Here is a 22,450-nt window from a genome sequence, read left to right as displayed (position 1 = left end):
GTCATGTTTGATAATAAAAATAAGCCGAAAGGCTTAAAAAGGGTTTACTTAGCAACCTTAAACTCGTTAAGAGCTTTTAACTGGTTAGTAAAAAACGAAGCTGCCTTTAGACAAGAACTTGTACTCTTAATCGTAGTTATCCCAATTACCTTTTTATTTGATATTACAAATAAAGAGCAACTGATATTAATTATAGTGACTTTGTTCATCCTTTTTACAGAAGTACTCAATACTGCGATTGAATCTGTTGTTGATAGAGTAGGGTTAGAAATTCACCCTTTATCAGGCTTAGCTAAAGATTTAGGCTCTGCGGCAGTTTTTATAAGCTTAGTTATCGCAGTATGTACTTGGGCTGCGGTTTTGATTTAATAACGAGAAGAATATGAACCAAAACTTAAAAGATATAGTGGTTAAAGTACTTCAAGTTACCCTAGGTTTTTGGGTTATTAAAGTGCTTGCCACCACATTAGGCGAAACAGGTGGATTAGAATTGAGTAGGTACACTGCAAACTTAGGCATTACTGTTTGACATAATAGTTTTCGTTGTAACTCTACCTCTACGGCCAGCCTTAATAAAACATTGAGAATTAATTTTCATTAATTCATAGAAAATTTCAGTAGAAATCTACTTACCTAGTTAAATATCAGTTTAAATTAAGCAAATTTTAAGCTTCATAAAATAAGGTAAATATCGTTTTATTAAGAGAGTTTTTCAACGATGTTTGCTCCTGTCTATAGTGTTTTAAGACCATTTGTTATTTTTTCTGCTGCATTGCTTATATTTCTTACGGCAACAAGATTTGGTTTAGCTATGTGGCAAGTTCAACGATTTGATACGGCTTCTAGCCTTATTCAGCTCTTCGTAAATGGTCTACGTATTGACTTAAGTCTGCTCGGCTACCTATGTGCATTACCAGCTTTACTTCACCCTTGGCTAGTAGCGACTAAATTCAGATTAATCTGGATAAACTGTTTGAAAATTTGGTTTTTCATTGCCGCTTTTGCTGTCTTATTTTTTGAATTAGCAACACCTGCTTTCATAATCGAATACGGTTTTAGACCTAATCGTTTATTTATTGAGTATCTAGCTTATCCTGATGAAGTAACAAAAATGCTAGTTAATGGTCATTCACTGACGTTAATCGTAGTTTTTACCGCCTTAATTGTTGCTAGTAAATTTATATGGAAGTACTTAGGGAAATTCCTACCAGCAGGTACAAATACCAATTTAAAAATCTCTATCGTTTCGTTCTTTACGCTTTTTATCGTTTTGTTTTTGTGTGCAAGAGGTACTGTTGGTCATCGACCAATTAATCCTGCATTGGTCTATTTTTCAACAGACCCATTAATAAACTCACTGACCTTAAACTCAACCTACAGCGTTGCCTATGCACTTAATCAGTTTGGCGATGAAAAAAATGCTGCCAAGCTGTACGGCAAAATGAGTGATGAGCGAATTATCGAATTGGTTAGACACCAAACGCAACAACCTCAAAGTAGCTTTAATAATAGCGAGTATCCAACTCTAACTAAACGTTCACCTTCTTACCAAGGCAAACCCAAAAATCTTGTGATCATTTTAGAAGAAAGTTTAGGCGCACAATATGTTTCATCATTAGGTGGAATACCAATAACGCCTGAAATAGACAAACTCAATGCACAAGGATGGGCGTTTAATCGATTATATGCCACAGGTACACGCTCAGTTCGCGGTATCGAAGCGGTCATCACTGGGTTTACTCCGACCCCATCAAGAGCGGTAGTCAAACTAGATAAGTCTCAAAAAGACTTCTTTACCATTGCATCATTATTAAAACGTAATGGCTATGAAACCCAATTCATTTACGGTGGCGAAAGTCATTTTGACAATATGAAAAGCTTTTTTCTGGGGAATGGGTTTACTGACATCGTTGATTTTGATGATATTGAAAACCCTCAATTTATCGCATCTTGGGGAGCTAGTGATGAAGATTTATTTAATCAAGCTGATATAGAGTTAACTAAATTACACAAATCTAATAAACCTTTTTTTAGTTTTGTGTTTACCTCTAGTAATCACGACCCTTTTGAAATCCCAGAGGGTGTCATAAGCCCTATAGAATATACCAAAGAACAATTACAACGATATGATTCTAAAGAATTACTTCGCCATAAAGCAATTCAATATGCTGACTATGCTCTTGGAAAATTTATAGCCAAAGCTAAAACGCAACCATATTGGGAAGATACCGTATTCCTTGTTGTCGCTGATCATGATGCTAGAGTAACAGGCAGTGACTTAGTGCCAATCAATAACTTTCATATACCCGGTGTCATTTTAAATTCAGGAAACAGCCCTCAGTCAGATGAGCGAATTGTCAGTCAAATTGACTTAGCACCAACATTGTTATCGTTAATGGGCGTAGAAAATCATTCACCTATGTTAGGGCAAGATCTTACCGAACCAAACTCATCAGGCAGAGCAATGATGCAATACGCAGAAAATTTTGCATATATGATCGATGATGAAGTAACCATATTACAACCAAGTAAACCTGCTTTAAATTTTGAATATAATATTAATGAAAATCAATTAAACCCAAAAGCAGAAAACGTTTATTTATCTGAAGTAGCTTTAGCTCATGTTCTATGGGGCAGTTTAGCGTATAAAAATGGCTGGTATTTTTCTTTGTATGACTAAAAATACAACCTATTCATTTTAGTGAGCTCTAGTTATTAAGTCCTACATTAATCAATCACAGAACTTTAAATACTGTGATTGATTACGAGCCTATTGCCTATACAGCCAACACAATTAATAGATAAGTTATTGCTTGAGCTAAAGCATCTATTTAGATCTCGCTTTGTTCACATTCAGGCTGAACTTTTGTACTGAACCTTATGTTTTAGAGTACTCATACTTTGTAATAAGTGCACGTAAACCCTATGGCGTAATGTGCCCGAAAGCATCAAAGAATCACAAAAATTTAATACCTAAAATCATCTTAATTGAATGTCCACTTCTTTTAGGTAACTTCTTTATCTAACGCTGGGAGAGTTGTATCGATTCAAATATCGTGAGAAATAACAAGGCTTATGTCCGCTACCGTATAATTGTTGCCTTAATCGTTAAGTGTCTCAAGGCTTGTTATTGGCACAAAGCACGCATTCGTTCTAACTCACAAGTGTCCATTGGCGAGCTAGCGTCTGACTCGTATTTGCCCCAAAACGGTTTAACTTATTTCATAGGTAGGAATTCTTTGTTACTTTGAAAAGTAGAATCTATTCGTTATTAAGGTATTTAGGTGAAAGTTAAAAAATTAAAAACATTTGATGAATATTTGGCATATATTCAAACTCTTCCCGGCGGAACATTTTATCGAGGGGTGGAAGATAAGAGTTTTGAATTGATTCCATCTATTGGTCGAAAAAATATAGACGAGCGGCCTATTAATGAAATAGAGAAAATATTAATTAAGCGCTTTAAAAATGAAGCTGTCCCTTTCCTTAATCAAATCCCAGAAAATGATTACGAGTTGTTAACAATTGCCCAACATCATGGACTGCCTACTAGATTACTAGATTGGACGCGTAGCCCTCTTGTTGCATTATATTTTGCAACTGAGAACCATATAAAAGAGAGTGACTTTGCTGTTTACATTACGCCGACAAATGTGAGGACTATTGAGGATATAACTGGAAAGCCACCAATTGATGGGTTGGACGACGTGTATATGTACCCACCTAAGCACTTAACAAGGCGCGTTAGTGCTCAAAGTGGATTTTTTTCGATACATCCAAATCCCACAACACCTTGGCAACACCCTGAAATAACTAAAATTATTATGCCATGTAGCATAAAAGAAGCTATTAAAAACACTCTTTCCATATCAGGAATAAATGCAGCTACAATATTCCCAGATTTGGATGGTTTAACTAAAAGTCTAAAGTTTGAATATGGTTTTTGGGAGTAGCAACTCACTTTTGTCCAGAAATGAGTTTGAACGACCGTCCGCTTTTCGCTCAAAACTGCCTGTCGTCGGTTAATCAAAGTGTTATAGCAGATGTGAACCACGACACTTTAGGACGAATAAATTTTGAGCGGTAAGTGCAGCGTAGTATTAATGCGCATGATTCATTTTGTAACCTATTTGTCTATAATTGTCGCACTGCGATTATAATTATCTCAAGCTATAATGTTCGTATACTAACTTAACAATCTTGCCCGCACGCCCATCCACAGGCCCAGGCCCACTGGAAGTTATAGCCGCCTAACCAACCCGTTACATCTGTGACCTCGCCAATAAAATACAAACCTTTTACTGATTTACATTCCATCGTTTTTGACGACAGTTGATTGGTGTCTACGCCGCCTAAAGTGACAAACATTATAATTACCACATTGTTGATCGATTCACTATATTAATGTTATCGAATTAAAAAGGTAATGGCATGGTTGTTAGTAAAAGAACAAAACGAGATTTATCAAAATATAGAAATAAAAGATCTGAAGATCATAAAGTGATATCGATTACTCATCCAGAACTTCCTCCATTTCAACCATATATTGAAAATAAATCAAAAGGAATACGTTTTTTCTTTGAAGCAGCTAACTCAAAAGAAGAGGCAAACTCAAGGTTTCATAATCACTTAAAAACAATAATTGGAGCCGGAACTCACGCAGAGAATAATAAAAAGGAATCATTTTTTAATTTCGCAGTGAGTGTATTAGGTCGAGAAAGTGCGGAGTTTTTAGCAAGGCTTTTAATAAAGCATTTAGAAAAACAAAGTAAATGGTCAAGCCTATCAAAAATTAACTCATGCTTACGTTACTTTATAGAGTATTTAGAAAAACTTAACTTAAGCGATATTTTAAATTTGGAATTAAGCACATTCGCAAATTTTAGAGCCTATTTACTCGAAGAAAAAAACATAACCAAAGAAAATTACTTTAATAGCTTAAAAGCGTTATTTCTTGAGGAGCCTTACTTCAAGGATATAGGTTTACTTAATGTAATGTGGGATAAAAGTCTATCTCGGAATATCCATGAAATAGATTTAGAGCTAGCACTTGATCAAGGGTACTCTGATCGAATAATGACTCAGATCTTAGCTTATACATTTTATGAAATTGAAAATATAAAGACTTCAATGGAGCACATTAAACAGCTATCCCCTGAAGTGTTAGGCGTACATTATTTAAATCCTAACAATTTTGAAATAGAAGCAGTACCTCCGATTTATTATTACGATAAAAAGATTAATGAATTACTTTCATCCCCTGAAAAGTATCAAACCTTATATCTGAATTGCATTTACGATGAAGCTCACAAGGCAGCCTACCAAGGTCGTTTTATGAATAAAATCAATAGACTTGCAACAAAGTTGGGAATGGTTTCTGAATATAAATCGTTTCTTAAATTTACAGCTACTAAAACGATAAAACAAAGAAAAAATGACATTAAAAGAATTAAAAAATCAGATTTGGGTAAAAACTATATCGAGTATGAAAAGTTTTCTATAAGAGTTCAACGACCGATAAAGCTATATGAAAGTAAAATTTCTGATTTACTTAATCAAGGTAATAACGGCTACGAAATCCTAATGGATAATGTTTTACTTCACTTAAAGGGAAACCCAGATCGAAAAGATTGGTTGGTTCAGCGAATAAGAAAAATTGCAGAAGCATATAATCAAGAAGAGCAATACCATGAATTTTTATGCTATCTGAGAAAAGACTTATGGGGAGTCAGACAAAGAAAAGAGTATGAAGATGGAGAAATTGAAAAATTTAACCACTCATATTTTGATTTTTTATCAGGAAAGTCAGATCACCTAGCCTTTTTAGTCGCTTTATATGCATGTATAACCTACGGCTTAAATGGCGAAGTAATTTACTCAACACTGTCAAAAATCGATGGTATTTCCACGTTAGAGTACTTTGATAAATATTTAGGATCAACTGAGGAATCTAACAACAAAGAAAAGGCGATATTGCTCTTAGGATACAAAAAAAGGTCGAATTTCACCGGGCTTGGAAAAGAGGTCATTAGCTCTGTAAATGTATCTTCACCTTTTTATAAATATCTGGAGCTGCTTGATAGCACAAAAGATAAAGAACGAGAATTGTTTTATGAATTAAATGATCACAAATGGCAGAACTTGATTTCTACATTTTGTAAGATATTTAGCATTATGGATGACACTTGGCAGCGATTACCTTCTCTTGAAGGACATAAGTTTCGAAAAGTTTTTGCCGGTCACAAACTAACTTCTTTAATAGATGAAGTAAAATCTGAAACTGAACTAATTGAAAAACTTAAAGCTGCACTTAGTCACAAAAATTTTGATGTAACAGTCTTTAGCTACTTGATGAAAAGTGGCCATAGTTCTCATGCAATTGATCTATCAATAATTGCGCTTACCGAAGACTTACTTGATTCCGCTTTAAAGTTCGAAGGCGAAATTGTAGTTGGTAAAGATAAATCACTGACAAATTTTAAGCAAAGATATCTATGTGATTGTACTGACCCTACGCAACCTACGCCTAAAGAATTAATTCATTTAGATTATTGTAAAAGTTTTGATTTATGCCTTGGCTGTAAAAGATCTAGAGTTTTTTCTGGCCATCTTCCTCGTATTGTTTACAGGGTATTGCAGTATGAAAAAGTTATGGAGAAGACACCTGACTTATTTAACTCAACATTGATTGATAAACATACTATTGCGCTTGACTCTTTAGAGCGATTCAAGAAAGAACATGTAAATGGTGTAAAGCTTTTAGAAGAGGCTTATATCTATGCAAACAAATGTTGGGTAAATGGACAAGCTCTTTTGCCTCCAATTTTTTCACAAAAAGGATTTTAAAATGGAAAACCTTTTAAAACTAAATGTACTAAATAGTCAACTTTACCAGCAGCTACAATGTTTAAAAGCTCTTGGCGAAAAGTATGACACCTACGATATGAGTAGAATATCTAACGAATCAAAGTTTTCTGATAACGTTTGGAAATTCAAGAACTTTGACCAGCCAGATTTTAAATGGTTAAACTACTTTAGTGAAAATCAATTTCCTTTAATGGTGCTCATTAAAGTTGTCATTTACCACCAAATAGAACTAAACAACAAAGCAACAAGCATTATCAATGTTGTTCCTGAATTTATGTCTAAATTTGGTCACCTTCTTGAAGAAAAGAATATACTTACAATTAGTGGTAGCTCTTCTATTAAAGGCTTATCGTACCTAAAAAAAGGAGATATTACGCAGGTAGTATCTTGTTATATTCAAAAGAAACAAAGCGTTTTTAACTATCATGCATTATCTGTTTTTTCTTATGTAGAAAAAACTCCATTTGACTCTATTAAAGAAGCACCTTTTTTACACGGTAATTTGGAGCTACCTTGGGAAGGAAATGACATTTCAAGTTGGGTGAATAATGTAAACAATCAGCTCGGTTATTATCATATAGCAACTCCATACATCCCGATTCCACTTTCCCAAATCAGTCAGATTATTACACATGCTGAACCATGGATATCTGAAGAAAGAATACGTGTTATATCTGAGATTTTTTATTTGGTTAGAAGTAATCAAGACAAAAACTCAAAGCGTGAAAAGAACAGCAAAAAACCTCAAATAAATACATTTATTTCAAGAACTATTGTTGAGAATTATGGACGGTACTTCAAATCATTTTTACCTTTAGAATTTGATGTTAAGGGCAAAATAACAATGTCATGGCTAAATGATTTATTTAAATTAGCAAGGGGAGCAGCAACTCAAATTATTCTTTTAACAACAGGCATTAGAAATGTAGATCTAAGAAATTTACAAGTGGGATGCTGCATTTCATCTAAGCGTAGTGATTTACTTTATTACCTCGTTCTCAACATAAAAAAAACTAAACTGAAAAACTTTGTTATTCCAGTACCTTCCAGAACTTATAAAGCAACAAAGCTGTTAGAAGCAATTCGATGGGAAAAATCGTCTAAATTTTTACTTAATCGTGTACAGAAAATTAACAGGGGTAAAGAACGAAAAGAAGGTGAAGAGTGGGCAATTGCAGATGGTAAAGTTACTAGCCAAATTATTCGATACTTTTTTAACTATTACTCTATTGATTTGATCATAGATGAAGACAAAGACTATGAAGCTACAGCTCATTGCTATAGATCGACTCTTGCTGGTTGGATCGGAAGTCATAGTAAGTTTGCTATTTTAATTTTAAAAAAATTATTCGGACACTCAAATGGGCTTATGCCTGATGCTTACTTGAAAAATAATCCCATCGTAATTAAAAAACGAAAAGAAATTATTAAGGAAAGTACCTTTAAAACCGTTGAGCAAATCACTAATGCGATAGTAAACGATCAAATTGCAGGAGGTAAGGCAGAATCATTAAAAACAGGCATTGAAGAGCTTAAAAAAGATATTAATCAATCTGAATCTCTAACAGAAGCAGAGCTAAATTTAACTTTAAAAGAACAATTTAAAGTCTTGCTCTATGAACGCATTCAATCAGGTCAAATGAATGCTCTTTTAACACCAATGAGTGTTATTTGTATGAGAAATGCAAACGATACTACTGAGTCCCCTTGCAGTCATGATAAATATCGACGAATGAGAAGTGACTCTGGTTTTTCTAAAGCATATTCAGAAGTTTTAGGTACATTACCAGATTTGGCGAACTGTATTGGAAATAAGTGCAAAGATTCACTAATGGGAGATTGGAGCTTACCACTTTATGAAGCTTACGTGTTCTATAAGCAACTTCTATTAGGTCTAGAAAGCTCATTTGATGAAGAGCAAACAGCTAAAATTTTTATTAAACAGTACGCTAAAGACATAAAAGAAGTCTTTGGGGATATCGAGGTAGAGTTAGCTAATGGTTAAAAAAATAGCTAAAAAGCCAAGTGAGCAAGACGAAGATAAACGCTCGCCACAGCAAAAGTATGATGATGCTTTAAATATATACATTGATCATCTATCTCAAGCAAAAGCTGAAGGTAAAAAAAGACTTGTACTGTCTAAAATAGCTGAAGAGTCGAGATTGAATAGAACAACTTTTTATAAACCTAATTTTTCAGAGTCAAAATATAATAACTTATTTACTGATCTAGGTGAAAAAATCACTACATGGAACAAAGATAAATCAATGGAGTTTGATGACACGGTGATCGGCATCAAGGATGAAGAAATCTCTCGATTAAGAAAAGAGTCAGAAAATGCGCAAGATCAATCTGCCAGACTACTTATTGATAAAAACAGGTTAAGTGCTTCTTTATCTTCTAAAAGGAAAGAAATAGAAGAACTTCAAGAGAAACTTGATAAATACGCATACGAAGCAATTTCTTCACCAAAAATTAAACAGTCATTTGTTGGTTCAGCTAAAGTGTTCTCACCTGATACACTTCTTTTTGTCGATGGTAAGTATAACTTTGATGATATTAGTTTAAGAAATTCAGCTTGGAGTGATACGCGAAAAAACATAACTACTGAGTTGAAAAAGCCAATATTAACAAGGGTATACTTAATGGTTGGCCTACCGTGCAGCGGAAAAACCACCTGGATTGAACAAGGAGAGCTTTACCCTGATCGCCACTCTCTAATAATTGATTGCTGTAATTTAACGCTTATTGATCGTTTTGAATGGGCTAACCTTATTGCGAAAACTAACCCAACAGCACTAATTTGTGCTGTTGTAATCAATACCCCAATTCCTTTAATACAAACAAGAAATATGGCTCGACCATTTGATAGACAAATACCATCTTCAATACTTATTGAATATGTTGCACGTCTTGAAAAAGTTGATATTGAAAGAGAAACATTCATTGACGAAATAATAGTGGTAAGAAATTAAATGCCAATTAAATTTACTGAAAGCAACCTTCTTTCTTGCGGGATCCCCATAACTAGTAATGGGCATGTCCATGAACAGCTTTTTTCATTCTTACATGCTTTTAAAAATGAGCCTTCATCCATACCTAATAAGAAAAAATCTGCAAGCGAAGAAACGTTAAGAACTACAGCGTACCACTTAAAATTTTTATTCGATACTTTTGAAGATAATGGAATTGATCCGTATGAGGCTACTTATGAAGATGTTGAAGATTTAATGGATTTTATGCATGACACTAGCTTTACAGGTAACTCTATCCAGGTTTATGTTTCATCGTGGCAGGCTTACTTCGATTATTTAACAGCAAATAACATTCATCATAATATGAAATTTCCAGCGTCCAACTTCTTTGAAAAAAAACGCAATCCCGAAGGTGATTTCCAATCACATACAAGAGGAAATAAAGATACAGTCAGAAGAAAGAAGAATAATACAGTCCCAGATGACTGGTTAACTAAGAATGAAACATATGCTGATAGTGTTTTAACAATGGATGAATTTTGGCAACTATTTAAAGCATTAAATGAAGAAGATAGCGTGTTTGGTGTTATGGCCATTGCAATGCTGCAAACATTACTCCGAAACGGTGGAATAAGGCAGTTCCCGAAAAGCCCGAATGCAAAGAATCCATTATGGAAAAGTTATCGTGAAATGCAAAGCGCTAATATTGAAACTCAAGAGTTATGGTTTCGTAATAAAGGTGGTTCTAACGCTCACTGTACAGTCACAATACATACGATGAAATTCATTGATGAATTGCTATTGAATCATGACTTCGAAGAGCGGCGTAAAAAACTAATAGAAAAATATGTCCCTTCCAAGCATTGTAAAGACCCTTTAATTACCAAGTATCCACCATTATGGATAAATCAACATGGAACGCCAGTTTCTAGTCATATGCTCCAAGAGGCTTTTAAAACCGCATCAAAAAAAATTGGGAAAAAAGTTATACCTCATGATCTTCGTCACACTGGTGCAACACATATACTTATGAATTATGAAAAAGTGACTGATTTGGAAATCAATATGTCTATGTTGAGTGATATCCATAGCTGGTTACAAATGCAGCTTTGTCATGCGGATATAGAGACAACAAAAAAGTATATCAAAACGGTCTTAAAGTTACGTGGAAATGCAGCCATATTGGCTTTGTTACCTGGGACTTTCGATATAAATAAAACAGATGTGGATATAGATGTAAAAAAGGCGTTCGAGCAGCATATGGAACTACATATAAAACAGTTTACTGAAATCCGTAGTGCATGATCCCTAGTAAGCACAATCGATAATTGTACAAATCGTAACTTACTGTTATAAAAGTCGATTAGGCTCCGTGTAGCATACAATCTATTCGCTTAAATACTTCATCTAAAGAGTCAAAGTTACCCGTAGCTATGATCGATAGTGGAGTTCTTCCATTAAAATATGAATTATTATTTTTCATATTCATAAAGCCATAGACGTTATCAGGATTAGAAAAAGCCACTTTAAGGTTTTGATGAATGTTTGCGAGGTAACTAAGACGCTCTAGCTGCTCTTTATCTAAATAAACCGTGTTTATATTTTTTTGATAGCGATGAAAGTCAGCTTTAGTTATTCCTAAAATTGCTAGCTTCTGAATAGTAGTACAACCCCACTTTTCAAGAAGGCGAGCCCCTAAATCAAAAGCTACACTATGGTTTATGCTCGAAGTTTTAACACAACTTACTAATTTAACTCGTTCTAGTAAAAGTAAAACCAGCTCTCGTTGAAAATACTGGTAATCGTCAGGAATCTTTAAATTAGTTATTTTAGACAAATAAACATCCCCTGTGTGCTTTTTAATGCGGTCAATGTGTTGCTGTTCAAACACATAAATTTGATCAGCCCATTGCAACATTTCTTCAGTGCAAAGTGTCGAGTTAGCTTTCTGCACGTATTTGGCGCTGAGACCTGCTGATTTATACTCGTGACCGCTATTTGCAGCACGAAACAATTCTTCAGCGGTTTTGCTGCACTGAATATTAGAAGTGCATAAAAATAAAATATTCACTAGCGCTTGCCCCTCATGAAAAGTCACCAGTTCTCATGCGAACTAGCATCTCCATTACTACTTCAGCATCAATCGCAAGTTGCTCAAAAGGTGACTTACCTTGCAAGGGGCGCTTGGGTTTAGTCAGCCATTCATGGCACACCCGATCATCAAATTTAAACTGCTTCATCAGCTCTTGATAAATATCAAAATGCTCAGCTTTTAAATGCTCTAGTTCAGTTAAATTAGTATGTTCTTCTAGGGAGGGGTTGCTGTTTTGATGAGACATAAATTTAAGCTTTTAAATAGTGATGATCTGTATCAACACTAAAGCATAAAATCTATTTGCTGTCTAACTCATAATGAGACATACTATTTCAATTCAAATAGAAAATGTCAATAGAATCAGATTTATCGAATGGACGAATTTAGTTTTGCACAGAAGCAGCGGCTAGCTTATATCGACTTTAAGCTCTATTTTACTGGGATGGTAACTCGCAGTGAAATAGTCAGCCATTTCGAATTAGGCCTTGCCGCAGCAACCAGAGATTTAAAATTCTACAAAGACAATGCGCCTGAGAATATGGCGTATGACAATGTAGAAAAAAAATACTTCATCACCACGCAATTCAAGCCCATATTTAAACATGATGCTCGCCGTACTCTTATTAAGTTAGCGAATAACATCAGTGATGGCTTTGATTCTATTGGTGATACTTCATTCCCTATTGAATCACCAAGCCCGTTAAACGCACCTGATATTGATATTATCGCTAAGCTATCTCAAGCGATTATCAACCATAAGCCTATTAGCGTTATATACACGTCTTTAAGCAGTGGTTCAGGTGCAAGAGAACTTGTGCCTCATTCAATCGTAGATAATGGCTTACGATGGCATTTAAGAGCGTATGATCGCAAATCAAAGTCATTTAGAGACTTTGTATTAACTCGCATTACCAAAGTTACAATTCTGGCACAGACACCATCTCCTGAAGAAGATAAGTTAGAAGATCACCAGTGGATGCGTATGGTGCCATTACAAATTACTCCGCACCCAAATAACGTTAAACATCCAACCGCTATTAAGCTCGATTTTGGTATGGAAAAAGGCATGTTAGAAGTTAACGTGCGTGCGGCAATGGCAGGCTATTTATTAAGGCGTTGGAACGTGGATTGTTCTGAAAGTGGCTCACTTTCAGGCCCTGAATATCAGCTTTATTTACAGAATATACAAACATTATACGGTGCAGAAAATCTCGCAATTGCACCAGGCTATCAGCATAGCTAAATACTCATTAAAGAATTTAAAAAGGAAGTTAACCAACATGGTTGAACAACACAAAAAAGCATTAGAAAAACAGCTCTGGAACATTGCCAATACTTTACGTGGCAACATGAGTGCCGATGAGTTTCGTGATTATATTTTAGGGTTTATATTTTACAAATACTTGTCTGAACGAATGGATTTATATGCTGATGAGCTATTAAAAGAAGACGGCATCAAGTTTGACGCTATTGATGAAAGCACAGACGAAGGCAAAGAATACTTAGAAGCGATTAAAGAAGAGACAATCGACCACTTAGGTTACTTCTTAAAACCTAATGAGTTATTTCATGTATTGGCGCAAAAAGGTGAAAACGGCGAGTTTATTTTAGAAGACTTATCTGAAGTGCTTAACCATATTGAACAAAGCACAATGGGTACTGCCGCAGAAGATGACTTTAACGGCTTGTTTGATGACCTAGACTTAACATCAAACAAACTAGGTAAAACAGAAAACGCTAAAAACGAGCTTATTTCGAAAGTACTTACCCACCTTGATGATATTGATTTTCTTCATCATGAAACTGATATTGATGTACTTGGTGATGCTTACGAATACCTTATTGGTCAGTTTGCTTCTGGTGCAGGTAAAAAAGCTGGTGAATTCTATACGCCACCTATGGTTTCTACATTACTTGCCAAACTTGTAACGCAAGGTAAAGACAAGCTTAAAAGTGTTTACGACCCAACTTGTGGTTCAGGTTCGCTACTATTAAAAGTATCAAAAGAGATTAAACGCAAAGGCGGTGATATTGGCGGCTATTTTGGTCAAGAATCTAACCCAAGTACGTACAACCTAGCTCGCATGAACATGATTTTACATGGTGTGCATTACCGTAATTTTGATATTCAGCAAGACGACACACTAGAGCAACCACACCATGTCGAAAAGCGCTTTGAAGCTGTAGTCGCAAACCCACCATTTTCGGCAGATTGGAGTGCCTCCGCAGGCTTTCTAACGGATGAGCGCTTTCAAGATTACGGTAAATTAGCACCAAAAGGTAAGGCTGATTTTGCTTTTGTTCAACACATGATTCACCAACTAGATGAAAATGGCACTATGGCGGTAGTATTACCGCATGGCGTATTATTCCGTGGTTCAGCCGAAGGCCATATTCGTAAACATTTAATCAAAGATAAAAACTACCTTGATGCGGTCATTGGTTTGCCAGCGAACATCTTCTATGGCACAGGAATTCCTACTTGTATTTTATTACTTAAGAAAAATAGGGATATTAATGATGATATTTTATTTGTTGATGCAAGCCAGAATTATGGGAAGTCAACAAATCAGAATTATCTACGAGAGATTGATTTAGAAGAAATATTAAGAGCTGTTCAAAAACGAGAGTTTATTGACAAGTTTGCTAACTCAGTGCCAATGAATGAAATAGAAGTAGAGAATGATTTTAACCTAAATATTCCTAGGTATGTTGATACTTTTGAAGAAGAAACTACTGTAGATTTAGAAGTCACCGTCAATAGTATAAATGCAATAGATGGGTCGCTTGCAAGTGTGAATCAAAGTATTGATAAGTACTGTTCTGAATTAGGTATAAATGTTCTTTCGGAGGAGATGTAAAGTGCAAAGATTAGCACCGACATTACGCTTCCCTGAATTCAAAATTAATTGGGTTGAGAGTCGTATAGAGGATTTAGTTTCAAGCTATAAATTAGGAGGGAATTACCAAAACTCTATTGAGAAAAACGCATATCCTCTTATTAAAATGGGTAATGTTGGAAGAGGTTACTTTGTTACTAATAAACTTGAATATATTGTAGGAGATATTCCAGCGGCAGAGGATAAAATTCAAGAAGGCGACTTGTTCTTTAATACAAGAAATACATTAGATTTGGTTGGTAAAGTAGCTGTTTGGAGAAATGAATTACCGACAGCATATTACAATTCTAACCTTTTAAGAATGAAGTTTGAAAACAACTATTTTTTTAATTATGTATTTAATTCTTTTTGGGGATTAAAAAAATTAAAGAGAGTAGCAAGTGGCACTACATCTGTCGCAGCCATTTATACCAAGGATCTCATGAGGTTAAAGGTATCAACACCTCAAGAGTTATCCGAACAACAAAAAATCGCAGACTTCCTTTCATCAGTAGATAAAAAAATCAGTCTACTTAAAGAAAAACATGCTTTGTTAACGCAATATAAAAAAGGCGTGATGCAAAAGCTATTCAAGCAATATATCCGCTTTAAAGATGAAAATGGCAATGACTTTCCTGATTGGAAAACAAAGCTATTATCAAAATTAGCTGATAAAAATAATCTTAAAAACAAAGATAATGCTGTTAATGCTGTACTAACCAACTCAGCTAAAAGTGGCATTGTAAATCAAGGCGATTATTTCAATAAAGATATAGCTAATCAAGGTAACTTGACTGGATATACCGTTGTTGAAAAGAATGACTTTATTTATAACCCTAGAATTTCTGAACTTGCGCCTGTTGGCCCTATTAAACGCAACCACATAGGCCAAGGTGTTATGTCGCCTCTTTATACTGCTTTCCGCTTTAAAGATGAAAACGTTTTAGATTATTTAGAGCAATATTTTAATACAACTATGTGGCATCGATATATGCACAGCATTGCGAACTTTGGTGCCAGACATGACCGAATGAATATAACATCTGCCGATTTTTATGCTTTACCTATTCCGTTACCTTGTGAAGGTGAACGAGAAAAAATTGTTAGTTTTATAAAAGCTCTTGAAACAAAAGTTAATGCGGTAAATGAGCAAATAGAACTAACAAAAACCTTCAAAAAAGGTTTGTTACAGCAGATGTTTGTATAATTAAAGGACTAGGTATGAAAATTGATCTCGAATATATAAAAGATATTTTAACTGTATTTATTGAAGCTGAAACTGCTCATATTACTTTTGCCGATTTAAAAAAGGCAGGAATTCCACATGATGAGAATGGTGACATTAATCAGAAGTTTTTATTTCATTACCAAATTTTAATTGATAACGAATTAGTAAGTTTAAGTTCTCTCGAAATTGGTAATTTGAAACATATGGGGATTTATCAAAGCTTGGATGGTCAATGGGGTGTTGTTCTTAAAGATTTAAGGTTAACCCAGACGGGTCATGACTTTGCTAAATCGCTTGCCAATAAAGAAGTTTTCTCCAAATTAAAGTCTGAATTTAAAGACTTTCCATTTAAGGTCATTTTTGACTCTGGCAGAAAATTATTAGAACACGTTGCCAAGAAGAAAATGGATAAATTACTAGAAAGCTAACACAAGGAAGTTAATGTGGCCTATCAGTCAGAACAAGAATTAGAAGATAACTTAGTTGCTCAGCTTGCTAAAAAAGTTGATGGTAAGCAGCAGTTTGAAAAGGCTAATATCACCGATGTTGAATCACTAAGAGCTAACTTAAAAAAGCAGCTTTCAAAGCTTAATGGCTTTGAGATAAGTGACAATGAACTTAAGCAAATTCGCAATGTTTTAGCTAAAGGCAATGTCTTTGATAAAGCGAAAATACTGCGTGATAGGCTGCAAATAAATAAAGACGATGGCACCGCTGGTTACATTCGTTTTATTGATGCCGATGTTAGCAAAAACCACTTTCAAGTTACCCAACAAGTTACCGTAGAAGGCCGTTACAAAAACCGCTATGACGTAACCATTTTGGTTAACGGTTTACCTCTTGTTCAAATAGAGTTAAAGCGCCGTGGCTTAGAGCTTAAAGAAGCGTTTAATCAAATTAATCGCTATCAGCGCCATTCTTACTGGGCTGAAGATGGCTTATTCCAATATGTTCAGGTGTTTGTTATCTCTAATGGCGTTAATACTAAGTACTACGCCAATAACCGCAAACAAAGCTTTAAGCAAACCTTCTTCTGGGCAAAAGAAAATAACGACCGTTATACCGAGTTAAGCCAATTCGCTAAGGTGTTTTTAACCCCTAAACACCTAACTGATATGATCACTAAATACGTGGTACTGAACGAAACAGACCGCATATTAATGGTAATGCGCCCGTATCAAATATATGCCACAGAAGCGATAATTGACCGAGTTGAAGAGCGTGAACAGTTAAAAGCCAGTAATCAATCAATAGAAAAGCAAAATGGTTACATTTGGCATACTACTGGCTCTGGTAAAACACTTACCTCATTTAAAACGGCTCAGTTGCTTACGGGTGATAGCGCCATTCACAAAGTGGTGTTTGTAGTTGACCGCAAAGATTTGGATTACCAAACAGCTAAAGAATTTAATAGTTTCATCAAGGGCTGTGTAGACGGCACTGACAAAACTAAAGTGTTAGTTGACCAGTTTACCGGTAAAGATGTGTATTACCTTGAGAAAGACGGTGAGCAGCAGTCATCAACTAAAGCGAAAGGCGGAAAGGTTAATACTCGCCGCAATGAAAAGCTGATTGTAACCACCATTCAAAAGCTTAATAACGCTATTAGCAATAAACGTTATTCAAGCCGAATGGAGCCAGTAAAAGACAAAAACGTGGTGTTTATTTTTGATGAATGTCATCGCAGTCAGTTTGGCGATACTCATCAGCGCATTAGTCAGTTTTTTACGAATCATCAAATGTTTGGTTTTACCGGTACGCCTATTTTTGCAGAGAATGCGGTGTCTAAGTTTTCTCGTAAATACACCACCAGTGACTTATTCCACAAACCACTACATAAATACACCATTGTTGATGCAATTAAAGACGAAAACGTACTTAAGTTTAATGTTGAGTATGTGGGCCGTTATAAGAAAAAAGACAGTGCCAATGAAGTTGATATAGACGTTGAAGGTATCGACACTAAAGAGTTAATGGAATCTGAAGTTCGGTTAGAAAAAATAACCGATTACATTATTGCTCAGCATAATCGTAAAACGCATAGCAAAGCCTTTACCGGCATGTTTTGTGTTTCAAGCGTGCCTGCATTAATTAAGTATTACGAGCTATTTGCACAGAAAAAAGCGGAAGGTAAACATAACCTTAAAATTGCCACTATTTTTTCGTATGCCGCTAACGAAGAAGACCCAGATGCAGATGGCTTAGACGAAGTTGTATTGGATAAAGTTGCAGAGCCTCAAGCCCAGTATGAAGGTATAGCCAGCCATAGCCGAGACAGACTAGAAGAGTTTATTGGCGACTACAACAAAATGTTTGGCAGTAGCTATACCACTAAAGATAGCGAGTCTTACTACAACTACTATAACGATATTTCTAAAAAAGTGCGTGAGCGAAAAGTTGATATTTTGCTTGTGGTAAATATGTTTTTAACCGGGTTTGATAGTAAAACCTTAAATACGCTTTATGTTGATAAGAACCTTAAGTACCACGGTTTAATTCAAGCATATTCACGCACCAATCGCATTTTAAACGAGCAAAAATCGCAAGGTAATATCATTAGCTTCCGTAATCTGAAAAAGCGCACAGATGATGCCTTAGCGTTGTTTTCAAACAAAGATGCGAAAGATACGGTGATCATGCCGCCGTATGAAGAATTCATTAAGATGTTTAACCAAGCGTTAGACCAAATGCAAACCATCGCACCTGATACGGCGAGTGTTGATAGCCTTGAAGATGAAAACGCTGAACTTGAGTTTATTAAAGCATTCAGGGAGTTAATGCGTTTACGTAATGTGCTTTCTACGTTTGCTGACTTTAAGTTTGATGATGTCTGTATTCAAGAACAAGAATATGAAGACTATAAAAGTAAGTACCTCGATTTATACGACAAGGTTAAAACTAATACGGCCCCTGAAAAAGAGTCGATATTAGAAGAAATAGACTTTGAGCTTGAGCTGCTAGCGATGGACGAAGTGAATGTTGCTTACATCTTAAAGCTACTGAGCAAGCTTAAACAATCAGACTCTGACGAAGAATACCAGCAGCAGTATAAAGCACTAATGCAAACCATTGGTGGTGATCCTGAACTGCGCAGTAAGCAAGAACTGATTGATAAATTCATTCAAGAAAACCTACCAGATGTGCAATCAGCCGAAGAAGTTGATGATGCCTTTGCCGCCTACTGGGAAGTTGAAAAAGAAAAAGCCACCCAAGCAATGGCTGAAGAAGAGCATTTGATACCTGAAAACGTAAAAGAGCTTGTTGAACGCATGATATTCAGCAACCAAGAGCCACTACGTGAAGACATAGTAGCGACTATGGAAAAACCACCTAGTGTATTACAGCGCAAGAAAGTAATACCAAGGTTAGCTGAAAAGCTAAAAGGCTTTGTTAATACGTTTTATGGTGGGATGTAGTGATGAATTTTGTAATTTTAGATAATTATGGCCGCAAAGCTCCTGCTTCTGTAGATACAGCATATTTAAGTGTAGATAATTGGAATGATTACTCCTTTGTCACCATGTTTTATTTAACTGTTTTTGATAAGGAAGGAATAGAGCATGAGATTGGAAATGTAAAAATTGCTTTTAAAGGGCAAACTACTGACAAAAGCACATACACAACACTAGGAAAAAGCTTCTCGCTTCTAAATGATCAGTACTTTTCATTAGGAACTGATACAGAATATTATAAAAATTTAAATAAGTTACCCCCTGAATTGAAACAGCACATTTTAGCTGCATTAGAAGATATTGTTTATAAGCCCGAAAAATTAAAAGATATTGAAGATGAAGAAGTATTAAATACATCTCTCTTTCGTGGGGTAACATTATCCGATGTACATGGTCAATTCTCCAGAGTATTAAACGGGCTTGCTGAGTTATCAGATTTTGATTTTAACTTTGTAAGACAGGGTTTAGATGGTTTTTGTAACTTAAAAATACCATTTAAAGTTAAAGTAGGCTCAGTTCCAAGTACAAATATTCATGCATTTATCGGACGTAATGGTTGCGGAAAGACAACTATTTTAAACGGTATGATTGATGCAATCACAAATCCTGAGCATGAATCATGTTTGTTTACAGAAAGTAGTATATTTACTGAGTCTCGCATTCCTAATGGCTATTTTCGCTCCTTAGTTTCTGTATCTTTTAGCGCATTTGACCCTTTTACTCCACCTCAAGAACAACCAGATCCGGCTAAGGGAACAAAGTACTTCTATATCGGCTTAAAAAACAGAGAAAATAGTGAAGCATTGAATTCATTAGGAGATCTTCGAAAAGACTTTGTTTCAGCGTTAATAGGATGCTTGCGTAATGAAGATAAGAAAGGCTTGTGGCTTGACGCTATTGATAAATTAAGTAGCGATCAAAATTTCGAAAACATGGGGCTAAGCATTCTTAACACTAGGTATGCTAACTTACGAGAAAAGCATCCAAACTGCCAAGTAGATAGTGATGAGTTCAAAGAGCTAGTTTATAACGATATTCAAAGCTATTTAAAACGGATGAGTTCGGGTCATGCAATTGTATTGTTTACCATTACAAGGTTAGTCGATACGGTTGGAGAAAAATCCCTCGTATTATTAGACGAGCCAGAAGGTCATTTGCACCCACCTTTGCTTTCCGCATTTTTGCGTACTTTAAGCGACCTGCTATATGTCAAAAATGGCGTAGCTATCATCGCAACACACTCCCCTGTAGTTCTGCAAGAAATACCTAAATCATGTGTATGGAAGGTCATTCGCTCTAGAGAAGCTATTACTGTTGCAAGACCAGAAATAGAAACTTTTGGAGAAAACCTTGGCGTTTTAACTCGTGAAGTATTTGTTCTTGAAGTAGCAAACTCAGGATATCACTCGCTTTTGACTAAGTCTGTTGAATCTGGAGCATCCTATGATGAAATATTGTCAGACTATAAAAATCAAATAGGCTTAGAAGGTAGAACCGTTTTAAAAGCAATGGTTTTAAGTAGGGATGCAAAAAAAGCACAATGAAAAGACTAACCCTACCTAATATTTCTTTCAATGACATGTTAGTAAAATGCTCAGAAGGGATGGAGCAAGTTAATGTACGTAATAACTTTATTTCGGTTTTCCCAACCTTTTACGTTAAAGAACAACAATATCAAGCCTTAAGTTTGGCTGGTAATTTATATACATACCCTAAAGTTAACCCTTTAACTAATACAACACCAGTTGTTGGACATCTGACAAAAAGAAAATTAGTTAATCTATATGAAAATAATTTACGTGATAAAGATAAGCCTGCAAGAGACTATTACGATGCTTTGCTGGTTTCTTCTGGGGAGCGTTGCCCATTTTGTGGTGACATAGGGCAGACCAAGAATTTAGATCACTTTTTACCCAAAGCTCATTTTCCTGAATTTTCTGTAATGCCACTTAATTTAGTTCCTTCTTGTCGTGACTGTAATATGGGTGAAAAGGGGCAAGCTTACGCTACTGTTGAAGACGAACAAGCTATTCACCCTTATGTCGATAAAGGTATTTTTTATCAAGAGCAGTGGGTATATGCCGAGTATATTGATGAAGATGATGGTGCTGTAGTTTATTCCGTCCAATGCCCTGCTGCTTGGAGCCCAGAAGAAAAGAACAGAGCTAGAAACCACTTCAATGGTTTAGATTTAGCTAATAGGTATAGCTTGGAAGCAGGCAAACATTTAAGTGAAGTAATTGATCAAAAGAATGCCTTTGTAGATGTAATATTAGGTTTTGATCCTCAAGCAACACCACAGGCAATCAAAAATGGTTTTGTGAATGCTAACCTTCAACCTCTCATAGATTCCGAGCAGTTTGCTAATCACTGGAAGAAGGTAATGTATCAATGCTTAGCAAATTCAGATGCTTTTTTTGAAATATAGCTCATATCTGATCTTACAGTTTCGATGAATAAGTTTGGACTTCATCTGACTAGCACTTTGAGCTATCAAGAGATGTTCGCTATCATTTACAACGATTTGAACATTTTTACAAAGCGCAGACGTTTAAATAGTTCAGCCCTGCCCAAAAGAATTAATTTGATTTATACATCTTTATTTTATAAATCAAAATTACTCTATATATGATTCATAAAGCGCGGGTTTTTAAATCACAATTCGATATAAAGTAAGCGTGGTTTACGTTACTTTGTGAACTTTCCGCAAGAGAAAAGCCTATTTGCTCACAAAGAAGATGTTTCACAGGTTAATGATGTTAGTCTAGTTAAGATCTTGAAGAAAATAGAGCGTAATATTGAATATTTTCGTGGTGAGAAAAATTCAGGCTTAACAAAGCTTATTGATGAATATAAAGCTCTATCATCAGGTGACAAAGTAGCGCAGCAAAAGTTAAAAAAGCTTCTAGGACGAAACGGTTAAAATAGTTTTAAGTTACCGGTATCTGAGCACA

The 22,450-nt window shown here is 35.3% G+C and carries 18 protein-coding genes and 1 pseudogene; 16 read left to right on the top strand and 3 right to left on the bottom strand.

Going from position 1 to position 22,450, the window contains the following annotated elements:
* Positions 1-3 precede the first annotated feature (3 nt).
* The 4 genes from KO525_RS16730 to KO525_RS16715 all read left to right on the top strand — a co-directional run bounded on the left by KO525_RS16730 (position 4) and on the right by KO525_RS16715 (position 3,953).
* Entirely contained in the window at positions 4-369 is a 366-nt protein-coding gene (locus tag KO525_RS16730; protein WP_215964983.1) for a diacylglycerol kinase, read from the top strand.
* Positions 370-382: 13 nt separating this feature from the next.
* Positions 383-529 (top strand): hypothetical protein, encoded by a 147-nt coding sequence (locus tag KO525_RS16725; protein ID WP_215964982.1) that lies wholly within the window; start codon positions 383-385, stop codon positions 527-529.
* Between the two features lie 189 nt (positions 530-718).
* Positions 719-2,680 (top strand): LTA synthase family protein, encoded by a 1,962-nt coding sequence (locus tag KO525_RS16720; protein WP_215964981.1) that lies wholly within the window; start codon positions 719-721, stop codon positions 2,678-2,680.
* A 604-nt stretch (positions 2,681-3,284) separates the two neighbouring features.
* Positions 3,285-3,953 carry an FRG domain-containing protein gene (locus KO525_RS16715; RefSeq protein ID WP_215964980.1) on the top strand — a complete coding sequence of 223 codons (669 nt, stop codon included), beginning with the start codon at positions 3,285-3,287 and terminating at the stop codon, positions 3,951-3,953.
* 238 nt (positions 3,954-4,191) lie between these two features.
* On the opposite strand, the pseudogene KO525_RS16710 reads toward KO525_RS16715, so the two are convergent.
* A pseudogene (locus KO525_RS16710) lies at positions 4,192-4,362 on the bottom strand (NAD(P)/FAD-dependent oxidoreductase); the annotation flags it as partial.
* Positions 4,363-4,431: 69 nt separating this feature from the next.
* Here KO525_RS16710 and KO525_RS16705 point away from each other — a divergent pair.
* From KO525_RS16705 to KO525_RS16690, 4 genes are read left to right on the top strand one after another with little or no spacing between them, the layout of a single operon-like run.
* On the top strand, positions 4,432-6,846 hold the full coding sequence (locus KO525_RS16705; protein WP_215964979.1) for a hypothetical protein: 2,415 nt from the start codon (positions 4,432-4,434) through the stop codon (positions 6,844-6,846).
* 1 nt (position 6,847) lies between these two features.
* Complete coding sequence (locus KO525_RS16700; protein WP_215964978.1) at positions 6,848-8,872, top strand: hypothetical protein; 2,025 nt, start codon at positions 6,848-6,850, stop codon at positions 8,870-8,872.
* Entirely contained in the window at positions 8,865-9,842 is a 978-nt protein-coding gene (locus KO525_RS16695; protein ID WP_215964977.1) for a hypothetical protein, read from the top strand. The genes KO525_RS16700 and KO525_RS16695 overlap by 8 nt, the downstream gene beginning before the upstream one ends.
* Positions 9,843-11,147 (top strand): site-specific integrase, encoded by a 1,305-nt coding sequence (locus KO525_RS16690; protein WP_215964976.1) that lies wholly within the window; start codon positions 9,843-9,845, stop codon positions 11,145-11,147.
* A 58-nt stretch (positions 11,148-11,205) separates the two neighbouring features.
* Here the strand turns inward: KO525_RS16690 and KO525_RS16685 are convergent, their stop codons facing one another.
* Both KO525_RS16685 and KO525_RS16680 read right to left on the bottom strand, forming a co-directional pair.
* Positions 11,206-11,913, bottom strand: coding sequence for a hypothetical protein (locus KO525_RS16685; RefSeq protein WP_215964975.1), 708 nt, complete (start codon positions 11,911-11,913; stop codon positions 11,206-11,208).
* Between the two features lie 13 nt (positions 11,914-11,926).
* Positions 11,927-12,181 (bottom strand): antitoxin Xre/MbcA/ParS toxin-binding domain-containing protein, encoded by a 255-nt coding sequence (locus KO525_RS16680; protein ID WP_215964974.1) that lies wholly within the window; start codon positions 12,179-12,181, stop codon positions 11,927-11,929.
* Positions 12,182-12,310: 129 nt separating this feature from the next.
* Between KO525_RS16680 and KO525_RS16675 the strand changes: the two genes are divergently transcribed.
* The 8 genes from KO525_RS16675 (at position 12,311) to KO525_RS16640 (ending at position 22,419) form a co-directional block, all read left to right on the top strand.
* Positions 12,311-13,180, top strand: coding sequence for a WYL domain-containing protein (locus KO525_RS16675; protein WP_215964973.1), 870 nt, complete (start codon positions 12,311-12,313; stop codon positions 13,178-13,180).
* A 37-nt stretch (positions 13,181-13,217) separates the two neighbouring features.
* Positions 13,218-14,798 (top strand): type I restriction-modification system subunit M, encoded by a 1,581-nt coding sequence (locus KO525_RS16670; protein ID WP_215964972.1) that lies wholly within the window; start codon positions 13,218-13,220, stop codon positions 14,796-14,798.
* Position 14,799: 1 nt separating this feature from the next.
* Positions 14,800-16,023, top strand: a complete 1,224-nt coding sequence (locus KO525_RS16665) for a restriction endonuclease subunit S (protein WP_215964971.1) — start codon at positions 14,800-14,802, stop codon at positions 16,021-16,023.
* A 14-nt stretch (positions 16,024-16,037) separates the two neighbouring features.
* Positions 16,038-16,472, top strand: a complete 435-nt coding sequence (locus KO525_RS16660; protein ID WP_008132714.1) for a DUF2513 domain-containing protein — start codon at positions 16,038-16,040, stop codon at positions 16,470-16,472.
* Between the two features lie 15 nt (positions 16,473-16,487).
* On the top strand, positions 16,488-19,460 hold the full coding sequence (locus KO525_RS16655; RefSeq protein WP_215964970.1) for a type I restriction endonuclease subunit R: 2,973 nt from the start codon (positions 16,488-16,490) through the stop codon (positions 19,458-19,460).
* Positions 19,461-19,462: 2 nt separating this feature from the next.
* Positions 19,463-21,040: an AAA family ATPase gene (locus KO525_RS16650; protein ID WP_215964969.1), complete on the top strand. Its 1,578-nt coding sequence runs from the start codon at positions 19,463-19,465 to the stop codon at positions 21,038-21,040.
* Entirely contained in the window at positions 21,037-21,924 is an 888-nt protein-coding gene (locus KO525_RS16645) for an HNH endonuclease (RefSeq protein WP_215964968.1), read from the top strand. The genes KO525_RS16650 and KO525_RS16645 overlap by 4 nt, the downstream gene beginning before the upstream one ends.
* A gap of 267 nt (positions 21,925-22,191) precedes the next feature.
* A complete protein-coding gene (locus KO525_RS16640) occupies positions 22,192-22,419 on the top strand; it encodes a hypothetical protein (protein ID WP_240700981.1) in 228 nt (75 codons plus the stop codon).
* Positions 22,420-22,450 lie beyond the last annotated feature (31 nt).

The sequence above is a fragment of the Psychrosphaera sp. B3R10 genome, from assembly GCF_018861025.1.
Taxonomy (GTDB): Bacteria; Pseudomonadota; Gammaproteobacteria; order Enterobacterales; family Alteromonadaceae; genus Psychrosphaera; species Psychrosphaera algicola.
This window is presented reverse-complemented; position numbering and strand designations above follow the sequence as displayed.